The sequence below is a fragment of the Cryobacterium sp. HLT2-28 genome (genome assembly GCF_004402495.1).
Lineage (GTDB): Bacteria > Actinomycetota > Actinomycetes > Actinomycetales > Microbacteriaceae > Cryobacterium > Cryobacterium mannosilyticum.
In genome coordinates this window covers 203,910-225,591 of sequence record NZ_SOFH01000008.1, presented here as the reverse complement: position 1 = coordinate 225,591, position 21,682 = coordinate 203,910, and the positions used below count along the sequence as shown (strand labels likewise).

Annotated in this window: 14 protein-coding genes and 1 tRNA gene; 12 read left to right on the top strand and 3 right to left on the bottom strand. The window is 67.8% G+C overall.

Annotation, left to right across the window (positions count from 1 at the left end):
* Positions 1-108: 108 nt before the first annotated feature.
* The 3 genes from gltB (at position 109) to pyk (ending at position 7,693) form a co-directional block, all read left to right on the top strand.
* Positions 109-4,686: a glutamate synthase large subunit gene (gene gltB, locus E3O48_RS04090; protein WP_134537401.1), complete on the top strand. Its 4,578-nt coding sequence runs from the start codon at positions 109-111 to the stop codon at positions 4,684-4,686.
* Entirely contained in the window at positions 4,679-6,136 is a 1,458-nt protein-coding gene (locus E3O48_RS04085; protein WP_134537400.1) for a glutamate synthase subunit beta, read from the top strand. Before gltB ends, E3O48_RS04085 begins: the two co-directional genes overlap by 8 nt.
* A 111-nt stretch (positions 6,137-6,247) precedes the next feature.
* Positions 6,248-7,693 carry a pyruvate kinase gene (gene pyk / locus E3O48_RS04080; RefSeq protein WP_134537399.1) on the top strand — a complete coding sequence of 482 codons (1,446 nt, stop codon included), beginning with the start codon at positions 6,248-6,250 and terminating at the stop codon, positions 7,691-7,693.
* A 204-nt stretch (positions 7,694-7,897) separates the two neighbouring features.
* On the opposite strand, the gene E3O48_RS04075 is transcribed toward pyk, so the two are convergent.
* Positions 7,898-7,983 (bottom strand) — tRNA-Leu (locus tag E3O48_RS04075).
* 38 nt (positions 7,984-8,021) lie between these two features.
* On the opposite strand from E3O48_RS04075, the gene E3O48_RS04070 reads away from it, so the two are divergent.
* Positions 8,022-8,627: an ANTAR domain-containing response regulator gene (locus tag E3O48_RS04070; RefSeq protein ID WP_134506658.1), complete on the top strand. Its 606-nt coding sequence runs from the start codon at positions 8,022-8,024 to the stop codon at positions 8,625-8,627.
* A gap of 67 nt (positions 8,628-8,694) precedes the next feature.
* Here the strand turns inward: E3O48_RS04070 and E3O48_RS04065 are convergent, their stop codons facing one another.
* On the bottom strand, positions 8,695-9,120 hold the full coding sequence (locus E3O48_RS04065; protein WP_134537398.1) for a hotdog fold thioesterase: 426 nt from the start codon (positions 9,118-9,120) through the stop codon (positions 8,695-8,697).
* Between the two features lie 57 nt (positions 9,121-9,177).
* Between E3O48_RS04065 and polA the strand changes: the two genes are divergently transcribed.
* Positions 9,178-11,859, top strand: a complete 2,682-nt coding sequence (gene polA / locus E3O48_RS04060) for a DNA polymerase I (protein ID WP_134537397.1) — start codon at positions 9,178-9,180, stop codon at positions 11,857-11,859.
* A gap of 15 nt (positions 11,860-11,874) precedes the next feature.
* On the opposite strand, the gene E3O48_RS04055 is transcribed toward polA, so the two are convergent.
* On the bottom strand, positions 11,875-12,699 hold the full coding sequence (locus tag E3O48_RS04055) for a hypothetical protein (protein WP_134537396.1): 825 nt from the start codon (positions 12,697-12,699) through the stop codon (positions 11,875-11,877).
* 211 nt (positions 12,700-12,910) lie between these two features.
* On the opposite strand from E3O48_RS04055, the gene E3O48_RS04050 reads away from it, so the two are divergent.
* From E3O48_RS04050 to uvrB, 7 genes are all read left to right on the top strand, one after another.
* A complete protein-coding gene (locus tag E3O48_RS04050) occupies positions 12,911-13,243 on the top strand; it encodes a PepSY domain-containing protein (RefSeq protein WP_198413023.1) in 333 nt (110 codons plus the stop codon).
* Between the two features lie 71 nt (positions 13,244-13,314).
* Positions 13,315-14,013 (top strand): response regulator transcription factor, encoded by a 699-nt coding sequence (locus E3O48_RS04045; RefSeq protein ID WP_134537395.1) that lies wholly within the window; start codon positions 13,315-13,317, stop codon positions 14,011-14,013.
* Between the two features lie 9 nt (positions 14,014-14,022).
* Positions 14,023-15,378 (top strand): cell wall metabolism sensor histidine kinase WalK, encoded by a 1,356-nt coding sequence (locus tag E3O48_RS04040; RefSeq protein WP_134537394.1) that lies wholly within the window; start codon positions 14,023-14,025, stop codon positions 15,376-15,378.
* Positions 15,379-15,387: 9 nt separating this feature from the next.
* Positions 15,388-17,064, top strand: coding sequence for a DUF885 domain-containing protein (locus tag E3O48_RS04035; RefSeq protein ID WP_134537393.1), 1,677 nt, complete (start codon positions 15,388-15,390; stop codon positions 17,062-17,064).
* 195 nt (positions 17,065-17,259) lie between these two features.
* The gene (gene rpsA / locus E3O48_RS04030; RefSeq protein ID WP_134506644.1) at positions 17,260-18,717 is read left to right on the top strand and encodes a 30S ribosomal protein S1; all 1,458 of its coding nucleotides are present in this window, start codon (positions 17,260-17,262) and stop codon (positions 18,715-18,717) included.
* Between the two features lie 234 nt (positions 18,718-18,951).
* The gene (gene coaE, locus E3O48_RS04025; protein ID WP_134537392.1) at positions 18,952-19,578 is read left to right on the top strand and encodes a dephospho-CoA kinase; all 627 of its coding nucleotides are present in this window, start codon (positions 18,952-18,954) and stop codon (positions 19,576-19,578) included.
* 9 nt (positions 19,579-19,587) lie between these two features.
* Positions 19,588-21,651 (top strand): excinuclease ABC subunit UvrB, encoded by a 2,064-nt coding sequence (uvrB, locus tag E3O48_RS04020; protein WP_134537391.1) that lies wholly within the window; start codon positions 19,588-19,590, stop codon positions 21,649-21,651.
* Positions 21,652-21,682 lie beyond the last annotated feature (31 nt).

The window sequence follows — 21,682 nt, the reverse complement described above, 5'->3', positions numbered from 1 at the left end:
AAAACCCGCTACGGCTTGTCACCCGGTATCATGGGCCGCCGCGCACCAGACCACTTTCAGCGGGCCAGCGTCGTCCCCACTTGCCAGTCACTTCGTGAGGACGGTCCCATGCCGCACACACCCCTCTTCTCGCGCTTCAGCAGCGTGCCGCAGCCCCAGGGGCTGTACAACCCTGCCGACGAACGGGACGCCTGCGGTCTGGCCATGGTCGCCACCCTGCGCGGCACGGCCGGCCACGACATCATCACGCTCGCCCTCGACGCGCTCCGCAACCTCGAACACCGCGGCGCGGTGGGCTCGGATGCCGGTACCGGCGACGGCGCCGGCATCATCACCCAGATCCCCGACGACTTCCTCCGCTCCGTCACGGACTTCTCCCTCCCCGCGGTCGGACGGTACGCCGTCGGCAACGTCTTCCTGCCCACCGACCCGACCTCCCGCAGCAAGATCAAGCGTGAGATCGCGCGGATCGTGCGCGAAGAAGGCCTCACGATCCTCGGCTGGCGCGAGGTCCCCGTGCGTCCCGACGAGGTCGGGAACCTGGCCAGGGCCGCCATGCCGGCGATCCAGCAGCTCTTCGTGCAGAGCGAACGAACCGACGACGCCGGGTCGACCCTCGGCGACATCGCCCTGGACCGCCAGGCGGTCCGGCTGCGGAAGCGCGCCGAACGAGAGCTGGAGATCTACTTCGCTTCGTTGTCCTGCCGCACCATGGTCTACAAGGGCATGGTCACCACCCTTCAGCTGGAACCGTTCTACCCTGACCTCTCCGACCCCAGGTTCGTCTCCAAGCTGGCACTGGTGCACTCCCGGTACTCCACGAACACGTTCCCGTCCTGGCCGCTCGCGCAGCCGTTCCGGATGATCGCGCACAACGGCGAGATCAACACCGTGCAGGGCAACCGCAACTGGATGCAGGCACGCCAGTCCCAACTCGAATCCGAACTGCTCGGCGACCTGGCCCCGCTGCTGCCGATCGTCACCCCGGGCGGAAGCGACTCCGCCTCGTTCGACGAGGTCGTCGAATTGCTCAGCCTGTCCGGGCGTTCCCTCCCGCACGCCGTCATGATGATGGTGCCGGAGGCCTGGGAGAACCAGACCGACCTCGACGAGGAACGCCGCGCCTTCTACGAGTACCACTCCATGTTGATGGAACCGTGGGACGGGCCGGCCGCGATCGTCTTCACCGACGGTTCCCTGGTCGGCGCCACCCTCGACCGCAACGGACTCCGCCCCGGCCGCTACCTGATCACCGATGACGGACTCGTCGTACTTGCCAGCGAGATCGGCGTGCTCGACATCGACCCCGCCCGCGTCGTGCGCAAGGGCCGGCTCCGCCCCGGCAAGATGTTCCTCGTCGACACCGTCGCCGGGCGACTGATCGAGGACGACGAGATCAAGGCCGACCTGGCCGCCAGCGAACCGTGGGGAACCTGGCTCGACGCGGGCCGGATCAACCTCAAGGACCTGCCCGACCGGGAGCACATCGTGCACCCGCCGGCATCCGTCGTGCGCCGCCAGCGCACCTTCGGCTACACGGAGGAAGAGGTGCGGGTCCTGCTCGCGCCGATGGCGCGCACCGGCGGGGAACCGCTCGGAGCGATGGGTTCCGACACCCCGATCGCGGTGCTCAGCGACCGGCCGAGGCTCATCTTCGACTACTTCACCCAGCAGTTCGCGCAGGTGACCAACCCGCCGCTCGACTCGATCCGGGAAGAGGTCGTCACCTCGCTCAAGCTCGGGCTCGGCCCGGAGCGCAACCTGCTCTCGGCCGGACCGGAGCACGCCCGGCAGGTCGTCCTCGACTTCCCGGTGATCGACAACGACGAGCTGGCCAAGATCCAGCACATCGACACCGCGCCGGGCAGTCGCACGACCACCACCATCCGCGGGCTCTACCGGTTCGACGACGGGCCCGACGCCCTGTCCGCCCGGATCGCCGAGATGTGCCTGGAGGCCGACGCGGCCATCGAGGCCGGAGCGATGTTCATCGTGCTGTCCGACCGTGATTCCAACAAGGACTTCGCGCCGATCCCGTCCCTGCTGATGATCGCCGCCGTGCACCACCACCTGATCCGCACCGAGAACCGGATGAAGGTCGGCATCGTGGTCGAGGCCGGCGATGTGCGCGAGGTGCACCACGTGGCCCTCCTGATCGGCTACGGTGCGTCCGCGGTCAACCCGTACCTGGCGATGGAAACCTGCGAGGACCTCGTCCGCAGCGGCCACATCACGTCCGGAACGCCCGAACAGGCCGTGCGCAACGTGATCAAGGCCCTCGGCAAGGGTGTGCTCAAGATCATGTCCAAGATGGGCATCTCCACCGTCTCGTCGTACGCGGGAGCCCAGACGTTCGAGGCCGTCGGCCTCAGCCAGGAATTCATCGACCAGTACTTCACCGGAACCACCAGCAAGCTCGGCGGGGTCGGCATCGATGTCATCGCCGCGGAGAACGAGGCCCGTCACGCCTCCGCCTATCCGCAGGATGCCGCCGTCACCGCGCACGAGCGCCTGAACACGGGGGGCGAGTACCAGTGGCGCCGGGATGGGTCACCGCACCTGTTCAACCCGGAGACCATCTTCCGGCTCCAGCACTCCACCCGCACCCGCCGGTACGACATCTTCCGCGAGTACACGAAACTCGTCGACGACCAGGCCGAGAGCCTGATGACGCTGCGGGGCATGTTCACCTTCGACACCAGCAAGCGCCACCCTGTGCCGCTGGACGAGGTCGAGTCGGTCGAGTCGATCGTCAAGCGGTTCGCGACCGGAGCAATGAGCTACGGCTCCATCTCGCCGGAGGCCCACGAGACGCTCGCCATCGCGATGAACCGCCTCGGCGGCAAGTCCAACACCGGCGAGGGCGGTGAAGACCTCGACCGGCTGATCGACCCCGAGCGGCGCAGCGCCGTGAAGCAGGTCGCGTCCGGCCGGTTCGGCGTGACGAGCATGTACCTCTCGCACGCCGACGACATCCAGATCAAGCTCGCCCAGGGAGCCAAGCCCGGCGAGGGCGGCCAGTTGCCGCCGACGAAGGTGTATCCGTGGATCGCCCGCACCCGCCACGCCACCGCGGGAGTCGGTCTGATCTCGCCGCCGCCGCACCACGACATCTACTCGATCGAAGACCTCAAACAACTGATCTTCGACCTCAAACGGGCCAACCCCCAGGCGCGGATCCACACCAAGCTGGTCAGCCAGTCCGGCATCGGCGCTGTCGCGGCCGGCGTCGCCAAGGCCCTGTCCGATGTGATCCTGATCTCCGGCCACGACGGCGGCACCGGCGCCAGCCCGCTGAACTCGCTCAAGCACGCCGGAACCCCGTGGGAACTCGGCCTCGCCGAGACCCAGCAGACGCTCATGCTCAACGGCATGCGCGACCGGGTGGTGCTGCAGGTCGACGGTCAGCTCAAGACCGGAAGGGACGTTGTCATCGGCGCGCTGCTCGGCGCCGAGGAGTTCGGCTTCGCCACCGCCCCGCTGATCGTCGAGGGCTGCGTCATGATGCGCGTCTGCCACCTGGACACCTGCCCGGTCGGCGTCGCCACCCAGAACCCGGAGCTGCGGAAGCGTTTCACCGGCAAGGCCGAATACGTGATCAACTTCTTCGAGTTCATCGCCCAGGAGGTACGCGAGTACCTCGCCGGTCTGGGTTTCCGCAGTCTCGAGGAGGCGATCGGGCACCGGGAGATCCTCAACGTGGACGGCGCTCTCTCGCACTGGAAGGCATCCGGACTCGACCTGTCGCCGATCCTGGTCGGACCGGACTTCTCCGCCGGTGAGCCGCGGCAATCCGGCCGCCCGCAGGAGCACGAGCTGGAACTGCACTTCGACAACGAGCTCATCCGGCGGAGCGCCAGCGCGCTCGAGAACGGCGGCAGGATCGCCATCGAGCTGCCCATCCGCAACACCGAACGGGCGGTCGGTACGATGCTCGGACACGAGGTGACCGTGCGCCACGGCGAACAGGGTCTCCCGGCCGGTTCGATCGACGTCACCCTCACCGGATCCGCCGGCCAGTCCTTCGGTGCGTTCCTGCCGAGCGGGATCACCCTGCGGCTCGAGGGCGACTCGAACGACTACGTCGGAAAGGGCCTCTCCGGGGGACAGATCATCGTGCGCCCCGACCGGCGCAGCCTCTTCCCCGCGGAGCAGAACGTCATCGCCGGCAACGTGATCGGCTACGGCGCGACCCAGGGCAGCATGTTCATCCGCGGCATCGTGGGGGAGCGGTTCCTGGTGCGCAACTCGGGCGCGACCGCCGTCGTCGAAGGCGTCGGCGACCACGCCCTCGAGTACATGACCGGCGGGCTCGCGGTGATCCTCGGCGAGACGGGGCGCAACCTGGGGGCCGGCATGAGCGGCGGAACCGCGTACATCTACGACCTCCGGAGCGACAACGTCAACTTCCAGGCGTTGCAAACCGGGGAACTGACCATGTCGCCGCTCGGCATCGCCGACCAGGAGATCGTGCGCGACCTGCTCGAACAGCACCGCGCCCACACCGATTCACCGCTCGCGGCCCGGCTGCTCGCCGACCGTGAAAGAACCATGTCCACATTCGTCAAGGTGCTGCCGCGGGACTACGCGGCCGTGCTGGCAACCAGGCAGAATGCTGTCGCCGAGGGTCTCGACCCCGACGGCGACGTTGTCTGGAACCGCATTCTGGAGGTAACCAATGGCTGACCCGAAGGGCTTCCTGAAAACAACGGAGCGGGAAACCCCGGCCCGTCGTCCCGTTTCCGTGCGCCTGATGGACTGGAAAGAGGTCTACGAGCAGGGCGACGCGGCGCAGCTGAAGCGCCAGGCCGGCCGCTGCATGGACTGTGGCGTTCCGTTCTGTCACCAGGGCTGCCCCCTCGGCAACCTGATCCCCGAGTGGAACGACCTCACCTGGCGGGACGAGGGCCGGCAGGCGATCGAACGCCTGCACTCGACGAACAACTTCCCCGAGTTCACCGGCCGGCTGTGCCCGGCACCCTGCGAATCCGCCTGTGTTCTGGCCATCAGCCAGCCCGCCGTCACGATCAAGCAGGTGGAGGTGTCCATCATCGACCAGGCCTTCGCCAACGGCTGGGTGCAGCCCCAGCCGCCGGGGCGCCTCACCGGCAAGACCGTCGCCGTCGTCGGCTCCGGCCCGGCCGGGCTCGCCGCGGCGCAGCAGCTCACCCGCGCCGGCCACACCGTCGCGGTCTTCGAACGCGACGACCGGATCGGCGGGCTGCTCCGCTACGGCATCCCGGACTTCAAGATGGAGAAGAAGCACCTCGAGTCGCGTCTGGCGCAGATGACCGCGGAAGGAACCCGGTTCCGGGCCGGCGTCAACATCGGCGTCGACATCACCTGGGACGCCCTGCGGGCCCGGTACGACGCCGTGGTGATCGCCACCGGCGCCATGGTGCCCCGCGATCTCCCGATCCCCGGGCGGGACCTGCCCGGGGTGCACTTCGCGATGGAGTACCTGGTCCAGCAGAACAAGGTCGGGGCCGGCGACACCGTCGACCAGCAGATCACCGCGGAAGGCAAGCACGTGGTCGTGCTCGGCGGCGGCGACACCGGCGCCGACTGCATCGGCACCGCGCACCGGCAGCTCGCGGCATCCGTCACCAACCTCGCGATCGGCAAGCAGCCGGGCACGAGCCGCCCGGAGCAACAGCCGTGGCCGCTGTCGCCGACGCTGTTCGAGGTGTCGAGCGCCCACGAAGAGGGCGGCAGCCGGCAGTACCTCGCGTCGACGATCGAGTTCCTGGCGAACGACGCCGGCGAGGTGCGCGCGATCCGGGTCGCCGAGACCGAGTACCTCGATGGGCGCCGCGTACCCAAGGCGGGCACCGAGCGGGAGATCCCCGCGGATCTCGTGCTTCTGTCCCTCGGATTCACCGGGCCGGAATCCCGCGACCTCACCGCGCAGCTGCAATTGCCGGTCGACGACCGGAGTAATGTCGAACGTGGCGGCAACTACCAGACCAGTCACGAAGGAGTGTTCGTTGCCGGAGACGCCGGTCGCGGCCAGTCGCTCATCGTATGGGCGATCGCCGAGGGCCGGGCTGCGGCAGCCGCCGTCGATCGTTACCTCGAAGGTGAGACCTTACTGCCTGCTCCGGTCAAACCGACCGACCATGCCTTCGCAATCTGATTGGTCCGACACCCAAGTGATCACCACCCAAGAGACCCACCACCCCGTGGTCTCTGACCCCACGAAAGCACCACAGCGCCAAAAAAGCGCGGAAACCGGAGAATTTTCAGTATGAGACGCGCCAAAATCGTCGCCACCCTCGGGCCGGCAGCATCCAGCTACGATCAAATTCGAGCGCTCATCGATGCGGGCGTCGATGTCTGCCGGATGAACCTCAGCCATGGGGACTACCAAGTCCACGAGGGCGTTTACGCGAATGTCCGCAAGGCGGCGAATGACTCCGGCCGTGCCGTCGCGGTCATGGTCGACCTGCAGGGGCCGAAGATCCGTCTCGGCAAGTTCGAAGGCGGCCCTTACGAACTGGCCGTCGGCGACATCTTTAAGATCACCATCGAAGAGGTCGTCGGTACCCGGGAACTCTCCGGCACCACGTACAAGGGCCTTCCCCAGGACGTCAAGGCCGGGGACTTCCTCCTCATCGACGACGGCAAGGTCAAGGTGGAGGTCGTTGCCACGAACGACACCGTCGTGACCACCAGGGTCGTCGTCGCGGGCCCCGTCTCCAACAACAAGGGCATCAACCTGCCCGGCGTCGCGGTCAACGTGCCGGCCCTGTCCGAAAAGGACGAGGCCGACCTGCGCTGGGGCCTCCGGCTCGGAACGGACCTGATCGCACTGTCGTTCGTCCGTGACGCCGCCGACATCACCCGCGTGCACGAGATCATGGCTGAAGAAGGCCGCCGCGTCCCCGTGATCGCGAAGATCGAGAAGCCGCAGGCCGTCGAGAACCTCGAAGGCATCGTCGACGCGTTCGACGCGATCATGGTCGCCCGTGGCGACCTGGGCGTCGAACTGCCGCTGGAAGCCGTGCCGATCGTGCAGAAGCAGGCGGTCGAGCTCGCTCGTCGCATGGCCAAGCCGGTCATCGTGGCCACCCAGATGCTGGAATCCATGATCCACAGCCCGGTCCCGACCCGCGCGGAAACGTCCGACGTGGCCAACGCCGTGCTCGACGGTGCTGACGCGGTCATGCTCAGCGGCGAGACCAGCGTCGGGGAGTACCCCGTCGTCACGGTCCAGACCATGGCGCGCATCGTGGCGTCGACTGAGGACCACGGCCTGGAGCGCATTGCCCCGCTGACGAACAAGCCGCGCACCCAGGGTGGGGCGATCACCCTCGCCGCCATCGAGGTAGCCGAGTTCGTCGAGGCGAAGTTCCTCTGCATCTTCACGGAGTCAGGCGACTCGGCCAGACGGATGTCCCGCCTGCGCTCGAAGATCCCGATGCTGGCCTTCACCCCGGAGCCCGGCATCCGTCGTCGCCTTGCCCTCAGCTGGGGCATCCAGACCTACCTGGTCGATCGGGTCACCCACACCGACGCCATGTTCGGACAGGTGGATGACATCCTGCTCAGCCAGGGTCTGGCCCAGCTCGGTGACAAGGTTGTCGTGATCAGCGGTTCCCCTCCCGGAATCGCCGGCTCCACGAACGACATCCGTGTACACCGCGTCGGTGACGCGCACAACGAGGTTCACCCGGCTTACGCCAAGAACTAGTTCGTTCCCGGAGAAAGCCCCGCCGCCCGGCCCAGCCGGACGGCGGGGCTTTTCCGTCCCCGCTGCTCCCCTCAGCCCTGACCCGGCCGCGAGAGTGCAGAAAACGCCCCTCCGGTGGAGCTGAAGGGGCGAATTTGCGTACTCTCGCCAAACCGCGGAATCGTCAGGGACGCCGGGGGAGAGCGAGGGGTGATGCGGGGGTGTTGGTACCGGTGGTGGGACTCGAACCCACACGTCCTCTCGAACAAAGCATTTTGAGTGCTCCGCGTCTGCCATTCCGCCACACCGGCTCACAACACCTGGATCAGAATACCGTAGGCTTTGACCCGTGACCGACCAAGATTCCACCCCAGTTCCTCCTCGCCGCGTTGTCGTGGCCGAAGACGAGTCCCTCATCCGCCTCGACATCGTCGAAATCCTCCGCGACGCCGGATTCGAAGTGGTCGGCGAAGCCGGCGACGGCGAAACCGCCGTCGCCCTCGCCACCGAGCTGCGGCCCGACCTGGTGATCATGGACGTGAAGATGCCGCACCTCGACGGCATCTCCGCCGCCGAACGCATCACCAAGGCGCACATCGCGCCGGTCGTGCTGCTCACGGCCTTCAGCCAGAAAGAGCTCGTCGAGCGGGCGACCGAGGCCGGCGCGCTGGCCTACGTCGTCAAGCCGTTCACGCCGAACGACCTGCTCCCGGCGATCGAGATCGCCCTCTCCCGGTACAGCCAGATCATCACGCTCGAGGCCGAGGTCGCCGACCTGGTCGAGCGCTTCGAGACCCGCAAGCTCGTCGACCGGGCCAAGGGCCTGCTCAACGAGAAGATGGGCCTCTCCGAGCCGGAGTCGTTCCGTTGGATCCAGAAGGCCTCCATGGACCGTCGCCTCACCATGCACGACGTCGCCCAGGCGATCATCGAGCAGCTCTCCGCCAAGAAATAGGCGACACTCACAACTCTGAGCGAGACACGCAGGCAAACCGTGGGTGGACGGGTTGCCTGCGTTGCGTCTATGCAGACGCCGGCAGTTCCTTGATCAGGTTGGTGATCCGGATGGTCGAACAGCGCCGGCCCCGATCGTCGGTGACGACGATTTCGTGGGTGGTCAGCGTGCGGCCCAGATGCAGCGGCGTGCACACGCCCGTGACATAGCCGGACGTGGCCGACCCCGTGTGGCTGGCATTGATCTCGATGCCCACCGCGAGACGCCCGTGACCGGCGTACAGGTTGGCCGCCATCGACCCGAGCGACTCGCCCAGCACCACGTAGGCTCCGCCGTGCAGCAGCATCGCCGGCTGGGTGTTGCCCTCGACAGGCATCCGCGCGATCGCCCGTTCGATCGTGAACTCGACGAACTCGATCCCCATCTTCTCGGCCAGGCTGCCTGCCCCGCGCTCCTGAACCCAGGCCAACGCGTCTTCGGTCTTCTCGATCATGATCACCTTTGGTCGCCGCACCCTGCCCGCGTCTGACGACGCTTGTAGGCTGTCTCTGTGTTGGATTCCGAAAAGCCTACCCTGATGATCATCGACGGCCATTCTCTGGCCTACCGGGCGTTCCATGCTCTCCCGGTCGACAGTTTCCAGACCCGGGACGGGCAGCACACCAACGCCATCCACGGGTTCATCTCGATGCTGCTGAGCCTGCTGCGCAACGAGAAGCCCACCCACATCGCGGTGGCCTTCGACATCTCCCGGTTCTCCTTCCGCACCCGCGAGTACCCCGACTACAAGGGCACCAGGGCCAGCACTCCCAGCGAATTCATCGGCCAGGTCCCGCTGCTCCAGGACGCCCTCGCCGCGATGAACATCACGACCCTGACGAAGGAAGACTTCGAGGCCGACGACATCCTCGCGACCCTGTCCGTGCGCGGCACCACCGAGGGGTACCACGTGCTCGTCGTCTCGGGCGACCGGGACACCATCCAACTCGTCAACGACAACGTGACCCTGCTCTATCCGGCCAGCCAGGGCGTGTCCGCACTGACCCGGTACGACCCGGAGCGCGTGATGGAGAAATACGGCATCGAGCCGGCCCAGTATCCGGATGTCGCGGCGCTGGTCGGCGAGACCAGCGACAACCTGATCGGCATCTCCAAGGTCGGCGAGAAGACAGCCGTGAAATGGCTGGGACTGTACGGCAGCCTCGACGGGATCCTCGAACACGCCGAGGAGATCAAGGGCGTCGTCGGCAACAACCTGCGCGAGCAGAAGGAGAACGCGATCCGCAACCGCCGGCTGAACCGGTTGGTGACCGACCTCGACCTGCCCGTGCAGATCACCGACCTGGCCCGCGGCCAGATCAACGAACCGGCCGTGCGCGAGATCTTCGGCCGGCTCGAATTCAAGACCCTGCTCGAGCGGGTGATCAAGCTCGAGGGTGGGCCCGTGGAGGGTGACTCCGCCCCGACTCCGGCCGCGGCCCCGGAAACCGTCCCCGCCCCGACGGCGCCCGCCGCCCAGGACCTGCTCGACGAGGAACTCGGCGCCTGGATCGGCCGGGCCGTGGCGGCTTCGCCGGAGGGCGTCGGCCTGTGCGTCGAGGTGCAGGACGGCAAGGCGATCGGGTTCGGCCTGGCCGGCCCGACCGAGACCGTCAACCTGCCCTGGCAGCCGGGCCGCACCGACTACCTCCCCCTCGAGGAATGGCTCGCCAGCGACTCGCCCAAGATCATGCACGACGCCAAAAACCAGATCAAGGCGTTGCGCCGCAGCAACCTGGCCTTCACCGGCCTGGCTGCCGACACCCTCATCGCCGGCTGGCTGCTGCGCCCGGGCGGCCCCGACAAGACGCTCACCGACCTGGTCTCCCGCTATCTCGACGAGACCCTCCCCGTGCACGACCCCAACCAGCTCGTGCCGGACGAGGCCGAGGCCGGGGGAGTCCCCATGCAGGCGTGGTACACCGTCCGCCTGGCCCAGGTCCTGGCCGCGCAGCTCGACGAGGGCTCCCAGCGGGTGCTGACGGGCATTGAGATGCCCACCCTGGTCGCGCTCGTGGACATGGAACTGACCGGGGTCGCCGTCTCGCACGACGAGCTGTCGGCGCTGTCCGCCCAACTCGGCGAACGCTCCGCCGCCCTGGCCGCGGGCGCCTACGCCGAGATCGGCCGCGAGGTCAACCTCGGGTCGCCCAAGCAGCTCCAGGAGGTGCTGTTCGACCAGCTCGGGATGCCGAAGACCCGGGCGAACAAGACCGGGTATTCCACGGATGCCGGCGCCCTCGCCGACCTGCAGGCCAGCAACCCGCACCCCTTCCTCGACCTGCTCCTGCAGCACCGCGACGCGACCAAGCTGCGCCAGATCGTGGAGACCCTCGACAAGGCCATCGACGCGACCGGCCGCATCCACACCAACTACGTGCAGATCGGCACGGCCACCGGGCGCATCTCGTCGACCGACCCCAACCTGCAGAACATCCCCGTGCGCACCGAAGAGGGCCGCCGCATCCGCGCCGCCTTCCACGCCGGGCCCGGCAGCGAGTGCCTCCTCACCGCGGACTACTCCCAGATCGAAATGCGCATCATGGCGCACCTCTCCGAGGACGCCGGGCTGATCGAGGCCTTCAACGCCGGCGAGGACCTGCACCGGTTCGTCGGCGCGAGCGTCTTCGGCGTCGCCCCCGCCGACGTCACCCCCGAGATGCGCACCAAGGTCAAGGCGATGTCCTACGGCCTCGCCTACGGGCTGAGCGCATTCGGGCTGTCCCGCCAGCTCCGGATCGACACGAAGGAAGCCAAACAGCTGATCGGTGACTACTTCGCCCGGTTCGGCGCGGTGCGGGACTACCTCAGGCATGTCGTCGAACAGGCCAAGCTCGACGGCTACACCGCCACCATCTTCGGCCGCCGGCGCCCCTTCCCCGAACTGCACAGCGCCAACCGGGTGCTCCGCGAGAACGCGGAACGCGCGGCCCTCAACGCGCCGATCCAGGGGTCGGCCGCCGACATCATGAAGATCGCGATGAACGGCATCGCCGACGACCTTGCCGAGGGCGCCCTCGAGTCCCGGATGATGCTGCAGGTCCACGACGAACTGATCTTCGAGGTCGCGCCCGGGGAATGGGACGCCCTCCGCGCCGTGGTGACCCACCGGATGGAGACGGCGGCCGACCTGCTCGTGCCGCTCGAGGTGCAGGTCGGCCGAGGCGCGAACTGGGATGCCGCCGCGCACTGACCGGGCCCACCTGCCCTACCGCGGTTCGCCCAGCGGCCCCGTTCCGGTGTCCGACGGCACCACCGTCACGCTGATCAGTTCCTCGCGACCGGCAGACGGGCCCGCCACGTCCAGGATCAGCACCGGGCCGACGCCCGGCGCGTACAGCTTGTACTGCAGCACATCCGGTTCGATCGTGATCGTGTCCCGGGTGAGCAGCACCTCAGTGAAGTGTCCCAGGGGGACGGTGGCCATCTCCGTGACGCTGACGACCTCACCGTTGTCCTCGGCCTGGCCCCGGTAGAATTCCTGCCGGTATTTCTGGCCGGGCAGCGGCTCGGCCGGGAGGACGATCCCCGGTTGCGCACCGTCGACCCCGGCCTCGAACGACCCGGCGGTGGAGGTGACCACGCCGTTCTCGAACTCGGCCGTCTGCTCGCCGAGGTACCAGATCGCCCCTTGCGAGTCCTGGGCGTACCAGTCGATGGTGTCCTCGACGATCGCCCCGCCCTGGGACACCGTGTCCCGCACCACCCGCGCCGTGACGCCGTTCGCGATCTTCCTGGTGTCGCCGGTCACGGTGACGACAACATCGAGGACGCCACCACTGCCGTCGCTCTCCCGGTAGGTCCACCGGGTTCCCGGCTTCATCGGCCAGTACCGGTTGGTGATCTCGACCGAGAAATCCTTCGGGTCGAGCGTCACCTTCTCGCTGCCCAGGGGCAGCGCCCGGTCGCGCCCGGTCGCCGTCGGCTCGGTGGTCCCGACGATCGTCGAGCAGGCCGACAGCAGCACCGCGGTGCCACCGAGGGCGGCGAGAACGGCGAGGGGGCGCCGGGCCCGGTTCGTTTCTTCCTTCATTACGGCCTCCTCTAAGCGTTGTCATCGGTTTGCGTCGATGGGGCGGCACGGATGCGTCCCGCCGACACCCAGCGTGCGCCGTCGGTTCTGAACCCACCCTGAACGATCGCGAATCGACGCCCGGGCATCGTTCAGGGTGGAGTCAGCATCCGTCTCCTACCGTGATCGGGATCGGGCGACGCGCGCTCGATCCAACAGGCAAGGAGAAGCCATGAAGAAGAAGATGAAGACGACCCACAAGGCAGCCATCGCAGGACTCGCCACTCTGGCTGGCCTCGGTGTGGTGGGTGCCCTCCCGGCCGCGAACGCCGCGGACACCGGACCCGGCGACTCGGAGACGGCCATCACCGGCCCGGCACTCGCCCAGGCGAGCGCGGCGGCCCTGGCCGAGACCGGTCAAGGCCGGGTCACCGAGACCGAGGTCGGCGACGAGGAGAGCTACTATGAGGTCGAAGTGACCTTCGACGACGGCACCGAAGTCGATGTGCAGCTTGACCGGGCATTCCAGGTGGTCCTGGTGCCGAAGGGCGGCGCCGAGGGCTGAGCCGAAGCCGTACTTCACCGGGCGGCCGCAGCCGGCGGCCGCCCGGAAGGATCCGGCAGGAAGGGCGTCCCATGAAAGTGCTCCTGGTCGACGACGATGAGAAGATCACGGCCGCCGTCGGGCGCGGCCTCCGCGCCGAGGGGTTCATTGTGGACGTCGAACGCAACGGAATCGACGGACTCTGGCGAGCGAGCGAGGGCAGCTACGACGCCATCGTCCTGGACATCATGATGCCGGGCCGGAATGGGTTCCTGGTCTGCGCCGACCTCCGCGCGGTCGACAACTGGACACCCATTCTCATGCTCACCGCGAAGGACGGTGACCTCGACGAGGCCGAGGCTCTGGACACCGGCGCGGACGATTATCTGGTGAAGCCGTTTTCCTTCCCCGTGCTCGTGGCGCGCCTGCACGCCCTGATCCGGCGGAGCGGCTCGGCGACTCCGCCGCCGAGCCGGGTCGCCGACCTCCGGATCGATCCGCTCTACCACCGCGTGTGGGTCGGAGAGACGGAGCTCACGGTCACTTCCCGCGAGTTCGACGTGCTGCACTTCCTGGTGCACCGGGCCGGCCAGGTGCTGTCCAAACAGCACATCCTGGACGGCGTGTGGAGCGACGACTTCGACGGCGACCCCAACATCGTCGAGGTGTACGTCGCCCGACTGCGCCGAAAGCTCGAACACCACGAATGTCACGCCACGATCGAGACCCTGCGCGGTGCGGGCTATCGGCTGGCTGCAGGCACGGGGCCACGCAGCCCCGAGGCTCGATAGGCAGGCGCAGTGCGGGCGACCTGGCTGATCGGCAGTGTGCGCTGGCGGATCACCGCCGCAGCGACCTTCGCCGTGCTCGTCGTCCTGGTCGCCACCGGCGGGGCCCTCGTCACCGCCCAACGGTCGGTGTTGACCGACAACGTCGACGAGAACCTGCGCCGACACAGCAGGGCGATCATCGCCATCGTCGACGCCGGAACGCTGCCGGCCGTCATCTCCGGCCAGGGTGACGACGAATCCTTCGCCAGGGTCACGGATGCCGCCGGCCGGGAGATCGCCGCCACCGCCCACTCCCTCGCCGACGCCAGACTGGCCGGAAGCCCCGGATCCGGCGACGGATTCCAGACCATGCGGTCCAGTCCCGGCCCGGACTTCCGGCTGCTCGCCACGACCAGGAACGGCCTCCGCGTGCTCGTAGGCACACCCCTGGACGACGTGCAGGACAGCGTCGACACTCTCCTCAGGGGCCTGCTGATCGCGGTTCCCGCCGCGTCACTGCTCCTCGCGGTAGTGGTCTGGCTGCTGGTTGGTCGGGTCCTCCGACCGGTCGAGGCCATTCGCCGCCGGGTGGCGGGCGTGTCCGGCTCCACCCTGAACCGGAAGGTGCCCGAACCGAAGACCCAGGATGAGATCGCCCGGCTCGCGCGCACCATGAACGAGATGCTCGAACGGGTGGAAACGGCCGACACCCGGCAGCGGCGCTTCGTTGCGGACGCGTCGCACGAGCTCCGCACGCCGCTGGCCCGCATTCGCGCCCAGCTCGAGGTCGATCGGGCGCACCCCGAGGAGGCGGACGCCGCAGCCACCCGGCAGAGCGTGCTCGACGAGGCCGACACCCTGCAACGGCTGATCGACGACCTGCTCCTGCTCGCCCGCGCCGACAACGCGCAGGAACCACGCGTGGGCGACCTCGTCGACCTCGACGACGTCGTGATGGCCGAGGCATGCCGGATGCGCGGCACCGAATCGGTCTCGGTCGACGTCAGCCGGGTGTCCGGTGCCCAGGTCCGGGGGAACCGCGACCGGCTCGCCCGGGTGGTGCGCAACCTGCTCGACAACGCGGCGCAGCACGGCGGCCCCCAGATCGTGGTCAGCCTGCGCGAGGTCGGCGGCCAGGCCGAACTGACCGTCGCGGACGACGGACCGGGAATCCCGGCCGCAGAGCAGGGCCGCGTCTTCGAACGGTTCGCCCGGGTCGACGAGGCCCGGTCCCAAGGCGGCAGCGGCCTGGGCCTGGCCATCGCCAGGGAGATCGTCGCCGCCCACGGCGGGGCGATCGTGATCGACCCGCTTCACCGGCCGGGCGCGCGGTTCGTGGTGACCCTGCCGATCGGGGGGAAGACGGCGCGGTCCCCGGTGTCCTAGGCTCGGGCCATGACACACGAGCTTCAGCGCACTCCGACCCCGATCGACCGGATCGCCGAGGACTGGGTCGATACCCTCGTCGACCTCGACCCGACGGTGGGGACCTACATCGGCCGCACCGAGGGCGACGGCCGGTTCGGGGACTACTCGCCCGCCGGCGACGAGCGCCGCCGGCTCGAGGCGAAGAAGGTCATCGCCCTCCTCGATGCGGCACCAGTCGCCGACGACGTCGACGTCGTCACCCGCACCGACCTGCGCAGCTCGCTCGCCCTCGACCTGGAGAGCCACGACGCGGGACTCCAGCTGCGGGACCTGAACGTGATCGCCTCGCCGGCTCAGGGCATCCGCGAGATCTTCGACCTGATGCCGACCAGGACCGTCGACGACTGGGAGAACATCGCCGCCCGCCTCGGCAGTGTCCCCGCGGCAATGGACGGCTATCTCCAGACCCTCCGCGAGGGAATGCGCCAGGGGATCATGCCGGCCAGGCGCCAGGTGCGCGAGGTCGCCGGCCAGGCGAAACGCCACGCCGCGAACGGTGGTTTCTTCGCCCGGTTCGCCGCGGAGGCGAGCCTGGAATCCGGCAGCCTGCCGGCCTCGCTGGCCACCGGCCTCGCCGCGGGGGCGCGCGCCGCCGCCGCTGCCTACGGCACGCTCGCCGAATTCCTCGGCGGCACGCTGGAAGGCGCCGCACCCGAGAAGGACGCGGTCGGCCGCGAGCTGTACGCGCTCCAGTCCCGCCGTTTCCTCGGCGCCACCGTCGACCTCGACGAGACCTACGACTGGGGCGTGGAGGAACTGGCCCGGATGGTCGCCGAGCAGGAGAGCATCGCCGACCAGATCAAGCCGGGCGCGAGCGTGCTCGAGGCGATCGCCCACCTCGACACCGACCCGAGCCGCAAACTGCACGGCACGGAGGCGCTGCAGAAGTGGATGCAGGAGACCAGCGACCGCGCCGTGGCCGAACTCTCCGGCACCCAATTCGACATCCCCGACGAGATCAAACGGCTCGAGTGCCTGATCGCCCCCACCCAGGAGGGCGGGATCTACTACACCGGACCCACCGACGACTTCTCCCGCCCCGGCCGGATGTGGTGGTCCGTCCCCGTCGGCGTCACCGAATTCGACACCTGGCGCGAACTCACCACCGTTTACCACGAGGGAATCCCCGGGCACCACCTGCAGATCGGCCAGGCCGTCTACAACCGGGCCAAACTGAACACCTGGCGCCGTCAGCTGGCCGGCACCTCGGGCCACGCCGAGGGCTGGGCCCTCTACGCCGAACGCCTGATGGAACAGCTCGGCTACCTCGACGACCCGGCCGACCGCCTCGGCATGCTCGACGGGCAGCGGATGCGCGCCGCCCGCGTCGTGCTCGACATCGGGGTGCACCTGGAGAAGCAGCTCCCGGACGGTTCCGGACCGTGGACGGCGGACTACGCGTTCGACTTCCTCCGCCGGAACGTGAACATGAACGCCGGCTTCGTGAAGTTCGAGGTCAACCGTTACCTCGGCTGGCCCGGCCAGGCACCCTCCTACAAGGTCGGCCAGCGGATCTGGGAAGAGCTGCGCGACACCTCCCGTGAGAAGGAGGGCGACGCGTTCTCGATCAAGGAATTCCACCGCAAGGCCCTGGACCTCGGCGGGGTCGGCCTCGACACGCTGCGTTCGGCGATGCTCGGTTAGGGCCTGCGAACCGGTGGCGAGACCGGGCTCGTCACCGGTTCCGGCCGGTTCGAGTGAAGTTGCCGCGCCCCTCCGCAAACAGCTAAGGTTGACTGTCACGTTTGTGACGAACTATCCGCTGCCATGCGCGGTGCGCAACCCTGAAATCCTTTCTGCGTGTGGCCCGATCTATGTCCATCCTGGAGCAACTACTACATGACAATCGCAACGACCGAACGGGCACCCAAGCAGGTCGCCATCAACGACATTGGATCTGCTGAAGACTTTCTTGCCGCGGTCGAAAAGACTCTGAAATTCTTCAACGACGGCGACCTCATCGAAGGCACCGTGGTGAAGATCGACCGCGACGAGGTTCTCCTCGACGTGGGCTACAAGACCGAGGGTGTCATCCCCTCCCGCGAACTTTCCATCAAGCACGACGTTGACCCCTCTGAGGTCGTCAAGGTCGGCGACCTGGTTGAGGCCCTCGTTCTTCAGAAGGAAGACAAAGAAGGCCGTCTCATCCTGTCCAAGAAGCGCGCTCAGTACGAGCGTGCATGGGGCGACGTCGAGAAGATCAAGGAGTCGGATGGCGTTGTCACCGGTTCGGTCATCGAGGTTGTCAAGGGTGGCCTCATCGTGGACATCGGCCTCCGTGGCTTCCTTCCCGCATCGCTCATCGAGCTGCGCCGCGTTCGCGACCTGACCCCGTACCTGGGCCAGGAGATCGAGGCCAAGATCCTCGAACTCGACAAGAACCGCAACAACGTCGTGCTGTCCCGCCGTGCCCTGCTCGAGCAGACGCAGTCCGAGAGCCGCACCACGTTCCTCAACAACCTCCAGAAGGGACAGGTCCGCAAGGGCGTCGTCTCGTCGATCGTCAACTTCGGTGCGTTCGTCGACCTGGGCGGCGTTGACGGTCTGGTTCACGTCTCCGAGCTCAGCTGGAAGCACATCGAGCACGCCAGCGAGGTCGTCGAGGTCGGTCAGGAAGTCACCGTCGAGATCCTCGAGGTCGACCTCGAGCGCGAGCGCGTGTCGCTGTCGCTCAAGGCGACGCAGGAGGACCCGTGGCAGGTCTTCGCCCGCACCCACGCCATCGGCCAGGTTGCACCGGGTAAGGTCACCAAGCTCGTCCCGTTCGGCGCGTTCGTTCGCGTCGCCGAGGGCATCGAGGGCCTGGTCCACATCTCCGAGCTCTCCGGCAAGCACGTCGAGCTCGCCGAACAGGTCGTCTCCGTCGGCGACGAGGTCTTCGTCAAGGTCATCGACATCGACCTCGAGCGTCGCCGCATCTCGCTGAGCCTCAAGCAGGCCAACGAGGGTGTCGACCCCGAGGGCACCGAGTTCGACCCGGCACTCTACGGAATGCTCACCGAGTACGACGACCAGGGCAACTACAAGTACCCTGAGGGCTTCGACCCGGAGACCAACGAGTGGCGCGAAGGCTTCGAAACCCAGCGCGAGAAGTGGGAGCAGGACTACGCTGCAGCCCAGGCTCGCTGGGAAGCCCACAAGAAGCAGGTGGCCTCCGCCAACGACGAGATCATCGCCCCCGGCGATGTCCCGTCCGCAGCAGGTTCCTCCTTCTCCAGCGAGACCGCCGGCGCCGGCACCCTCGCGGACGACGAGGCCCTCGCCGCTCTGCGCGAGAAGCTCTCCAGCTCCAACTAGCAGCGAATCTCCACCCCGCCGGACGGCACCTGCACGGTGCCGTCCGGTTGAACCAGGCCGGGCCCTTCGGGGTCCGGCCTGTTTTGTTCCCGCACGTGACAGATCCGGTCCCGACCGACACCGTGCCGGCCGACGACTCGACGACGCCGGTCACCATCACCTATCCGCGTCAGCGGTGGACTGCACGGGTAACCCGGGCCGCTGAGCGCCCCGCGGGACGTTAGCATTGCACGGGTGTACCTGATTGGACTGACCGGCGGGATCGCATCCGGAAAAAGCACCGTGGCGCGCAGGCTCAGCGAACTCGGCGCCGTGCACATCGACGCCGACCGCCTCGCCCGGGTCGCGGTGGAGCCCGGCACCGCAGCCCTCGAGGAGATCACCCGCTCATTCGGCCCCTCGGTGATCGCGCCGGACGGCAGCCTCGACCGGGCGGCGCTGGGGGCCGTCGTCTTCGCCGACCCTGCGTCCCTCGCCCTGCTCAATTCGATCGTGCACCCGGCCGTTCGTTCCCTGTCGAACCTGATGATCCGCGAGGCCGCGGAGAGGGACCCGCACGCGGTCGTCGTCTACGACGTCCCCTTGCTGGTGGAGGCCGCCGTCGACCACCCGTTCGACCTGATCGTGGTCACCCAGGCCGACGAGGCAACCCGGGTGCAGCGGATGGTCGACCTCCGCGGGATGCCCGAGGCGGAAGCCAAGCGCCGGATCCGGTCCCAGGCCAGCGACGCCGAGCGTCTGGCCGTCTCGGACGTCGTCATCGACACCACCGGCACTCTCGGCCAGACCCTGGCCCAGGTCGACGATCTCTGGCGCCGTGTGCGGGCCGCCGCCGAGTCGACTGTCAGTGGTGCTCCATAGACTGGAGTCATGGAACCCACGCGCTCTGTACATCCGTTCGAGGTCGTGAGCGAGTACACCCCCAGCGGTGACCAGCCGACCGCGATCGCCGAGCTGGCCGGCCGGATCAACGCCGGAGAGACCGACATCGTGCTGCTCGGTGCCACCGGAACCGGAAAGTCCGCGACGACCGCCTGGCTGATCGAGCAGGTGCAACGCCCCACCCTGGTGCTCGCGCACAACAAGACCCTGGCCGCGCAACTGGTGAACGAGTTCCGTGAGCTGATGCCCAACAACGCCGTCGAGTACTTCGTCTCCTACTACGACTACTACCAGCCGGAGGCCTACGTTCCGCAGACCGACACCTTCATCGAGAAGGACTCGTCGATCAACGCGGAGGTGGAGCGGCTGCGGCATTCCACCACCAACTCGCTGCTGAGTCGGCGCGACGTGATCGTCGTGTCCACCGTCTCCTGCATCTACGGCCTCGGCACCCCCGAGGGTTACCTCGAGGCGATGATCGCCCTGCAAGTCGGCCAGAAGGTCAGCCGGGACTGGCTCGTCCGCCGGTTCGTCGCCATGCAGTACCAGCGCAACGACGTCGACTTCTCCCGGGGCCACTTCCGGGTGCGGGGCGACACCATCGAGATCATCCCCATGTACGAAGAACTCGCGATCCGGATCGAGATGTTCGGCGACGAGATCGAGGCGCTCTACAGCCTGCACCCGCTGACCGGCGACATCGTGCGCAAGCTCGACTCCGTCTCCGTCTTCCCCGGATCGCACTACGTCGCCAGCACCGAGGTCATGCAGCGCGCCATCGGCACGATCCAGGAAGAGCTGGCCGAGCGTCTCGAACAGCTCGAGAGGGAGGGCAAGCTGCTCGAGGCCCAGCGGCTGCGGATGCGCACCACCTTCGACCTGGAGATGATGGAGCAGATCGGTTTCTGCTCCGGGATCGAGAACTACTCGCGGCACATCGACGCCCGGCAGCCGGGGGAGGCGCCGCACTGCCTGCTCGACTACTTCCCCGACGACTTCCTGATGGTCATCGACGAGTCGCATGTGACCGTGCCCCAGATCGGCGCCATGTACGAGGGGGACTCATCGCGCAAGCGCACCCTCGTCGAACACGGCTTCCGGCTCCCCAGCGCCCTGGACAACCGGCCGCTCAAGTTCAGTGAGTTCAAGGGCAGGGTCGGCCAGACCGTGTACCTGTCCGCGACCCCCGGCAAGTACGAGATGGGCATCGCCGACGGCGTCGTCGAGCAGATCATCCGCCCGACCGGGCTGATCGACCCGCAGATCGTCGTGAAGCCCAGCAAGGGGCAGATCGACGACCTCCTCGAGGAGATCCACAAGAGGGTCGAGCGCAACGAACGGGTGCTCGTCACGACCCTGACCAAGAAAATGGCCGAGGAACTCACCGACTTCCTCACCGAGGCCGGAGTGCGGGTGCGTTATCTGCACTCCGACGTCGACACCCTGCGCCGGGTCGAACTGCTCACCGAACTCCGTGCCGGCGTCTACGACGTGCTCGTCGGAATCAACCTGTTGCGGGAGGGTCTCGACCTGCCGGAGGTGTCGCTGGTCGCCATCCTCGACGCCGACAAGGAAGGTTTCCTCCGTTCGGCGACCTCTCTCATCCAGACCATCGGCCGCGCCGCCCGCAACGTGTCCGGCGAGGTGCACATGTACGCCGACCGGCTCACCGCCTCGATGGAACGCGCCATCGACGAAACCGACCGCCGCCGTGAGAAGCAGGTGGCCTACAACACCCTGCACGGGATCGACCCCACCCCCCTCCGCAAGCGGATCGCGGACATCACCGAGGTTCTCGCCCGTGAGGAGGCGGACACCGCCGAGCTTCTGGCCGGCCGCTCCGACAGGCGCAAGGGGAGCGCCCCGACGCCTCGCCGCCAGGGCCTGGCGGCCAACGGCGCCAACGACCTGGAGTCGATCATCGCGGACCTGAACGGTCAGATGCTCGAGGCTGCCGGGGAACTCAAGTTCGAACTCGCGGCGCGCCTGCGAGACGAGGTGTCCGAGCTGAAGCGCGAACTGCGCCAGATGGAGAAGGCCGGCCACATCTAGCCGCATCGAACGGTTGGCGCTCGGGTTGGTG

Excerpts from the sequence above, each read along its gene's own strand:
- gltB (WP_134537401.1), top strand. The coding sequence starts at position 109 with ATGCCGCACACACCCCTCTTCTCGCGCTTCAGCAGCGTGCCGCAGCCC.
- E3O48_RS04085 (WP_134537400.1), top strand. The coding sequence starts at position 4,679 with ATGGCTGACCCGAAGGGCTTCCTGAAAACAACGGAGCGGGAAACCCCG.
- pyk (WP_134537399.1), top strand. The coding sequence starts at position 6,248 with ATGAGACGCGCCAAAATCGTCGCCACCCTCGGGCCGGCAGCATCCAGC.
- E3O48_RS04065 (WP_134537398.1), bottom strand. The coding sequence starts at position 9,120 with ATGATCGAGAAGACCGAAGACGCGTTGGCCTGGGTTCAGGAGCGCGGG.
- E3O48_RS04055 (WP_134537396.1), bottom strand. The coding sequence starts at position 12,699 with ATGAAGGAAGAAACGAACCGGGCCCGGCGCCCCCTCGCCGTTCTCGCC.
- E3O48_RS04050 (WP_198413023.1), top strand. The coding sequence starts at position 12,911 with ATGAAGAAGAAGATGAAGACGACCCACAAGGCAGCCATCGCAGGACTC.
- E3O48_RS04045 (WP_134537395.1), top strand. The coding sequence starts at position 13,315 with ATGAAAGTGCTCCTGGTCGACGACGATGAGAAGATCACGGCCGCCGTC.
- E3O48_RS04035 (WP_134537393.1), top strand. The coding sequence starts at position 15,388 with ATGACACACGAGCTTCAGCGCACTCCGACCCCGATCGACCGGATCGCC.
- rpsA (WP_134506644.1), top strand. The coding sequence starts at position 17,260 with ATGACAATCGCAACGACCGAACGGGCACCCAAGCAGGTCGCCATCAAC.
- uvrB (WP_134537391.1), top strand. The coding sequence starts at position 19,588 with ATGGAACCCACGCGCTCTGTACATCCGTTCGAGGTCGTGAGCGAGTAC.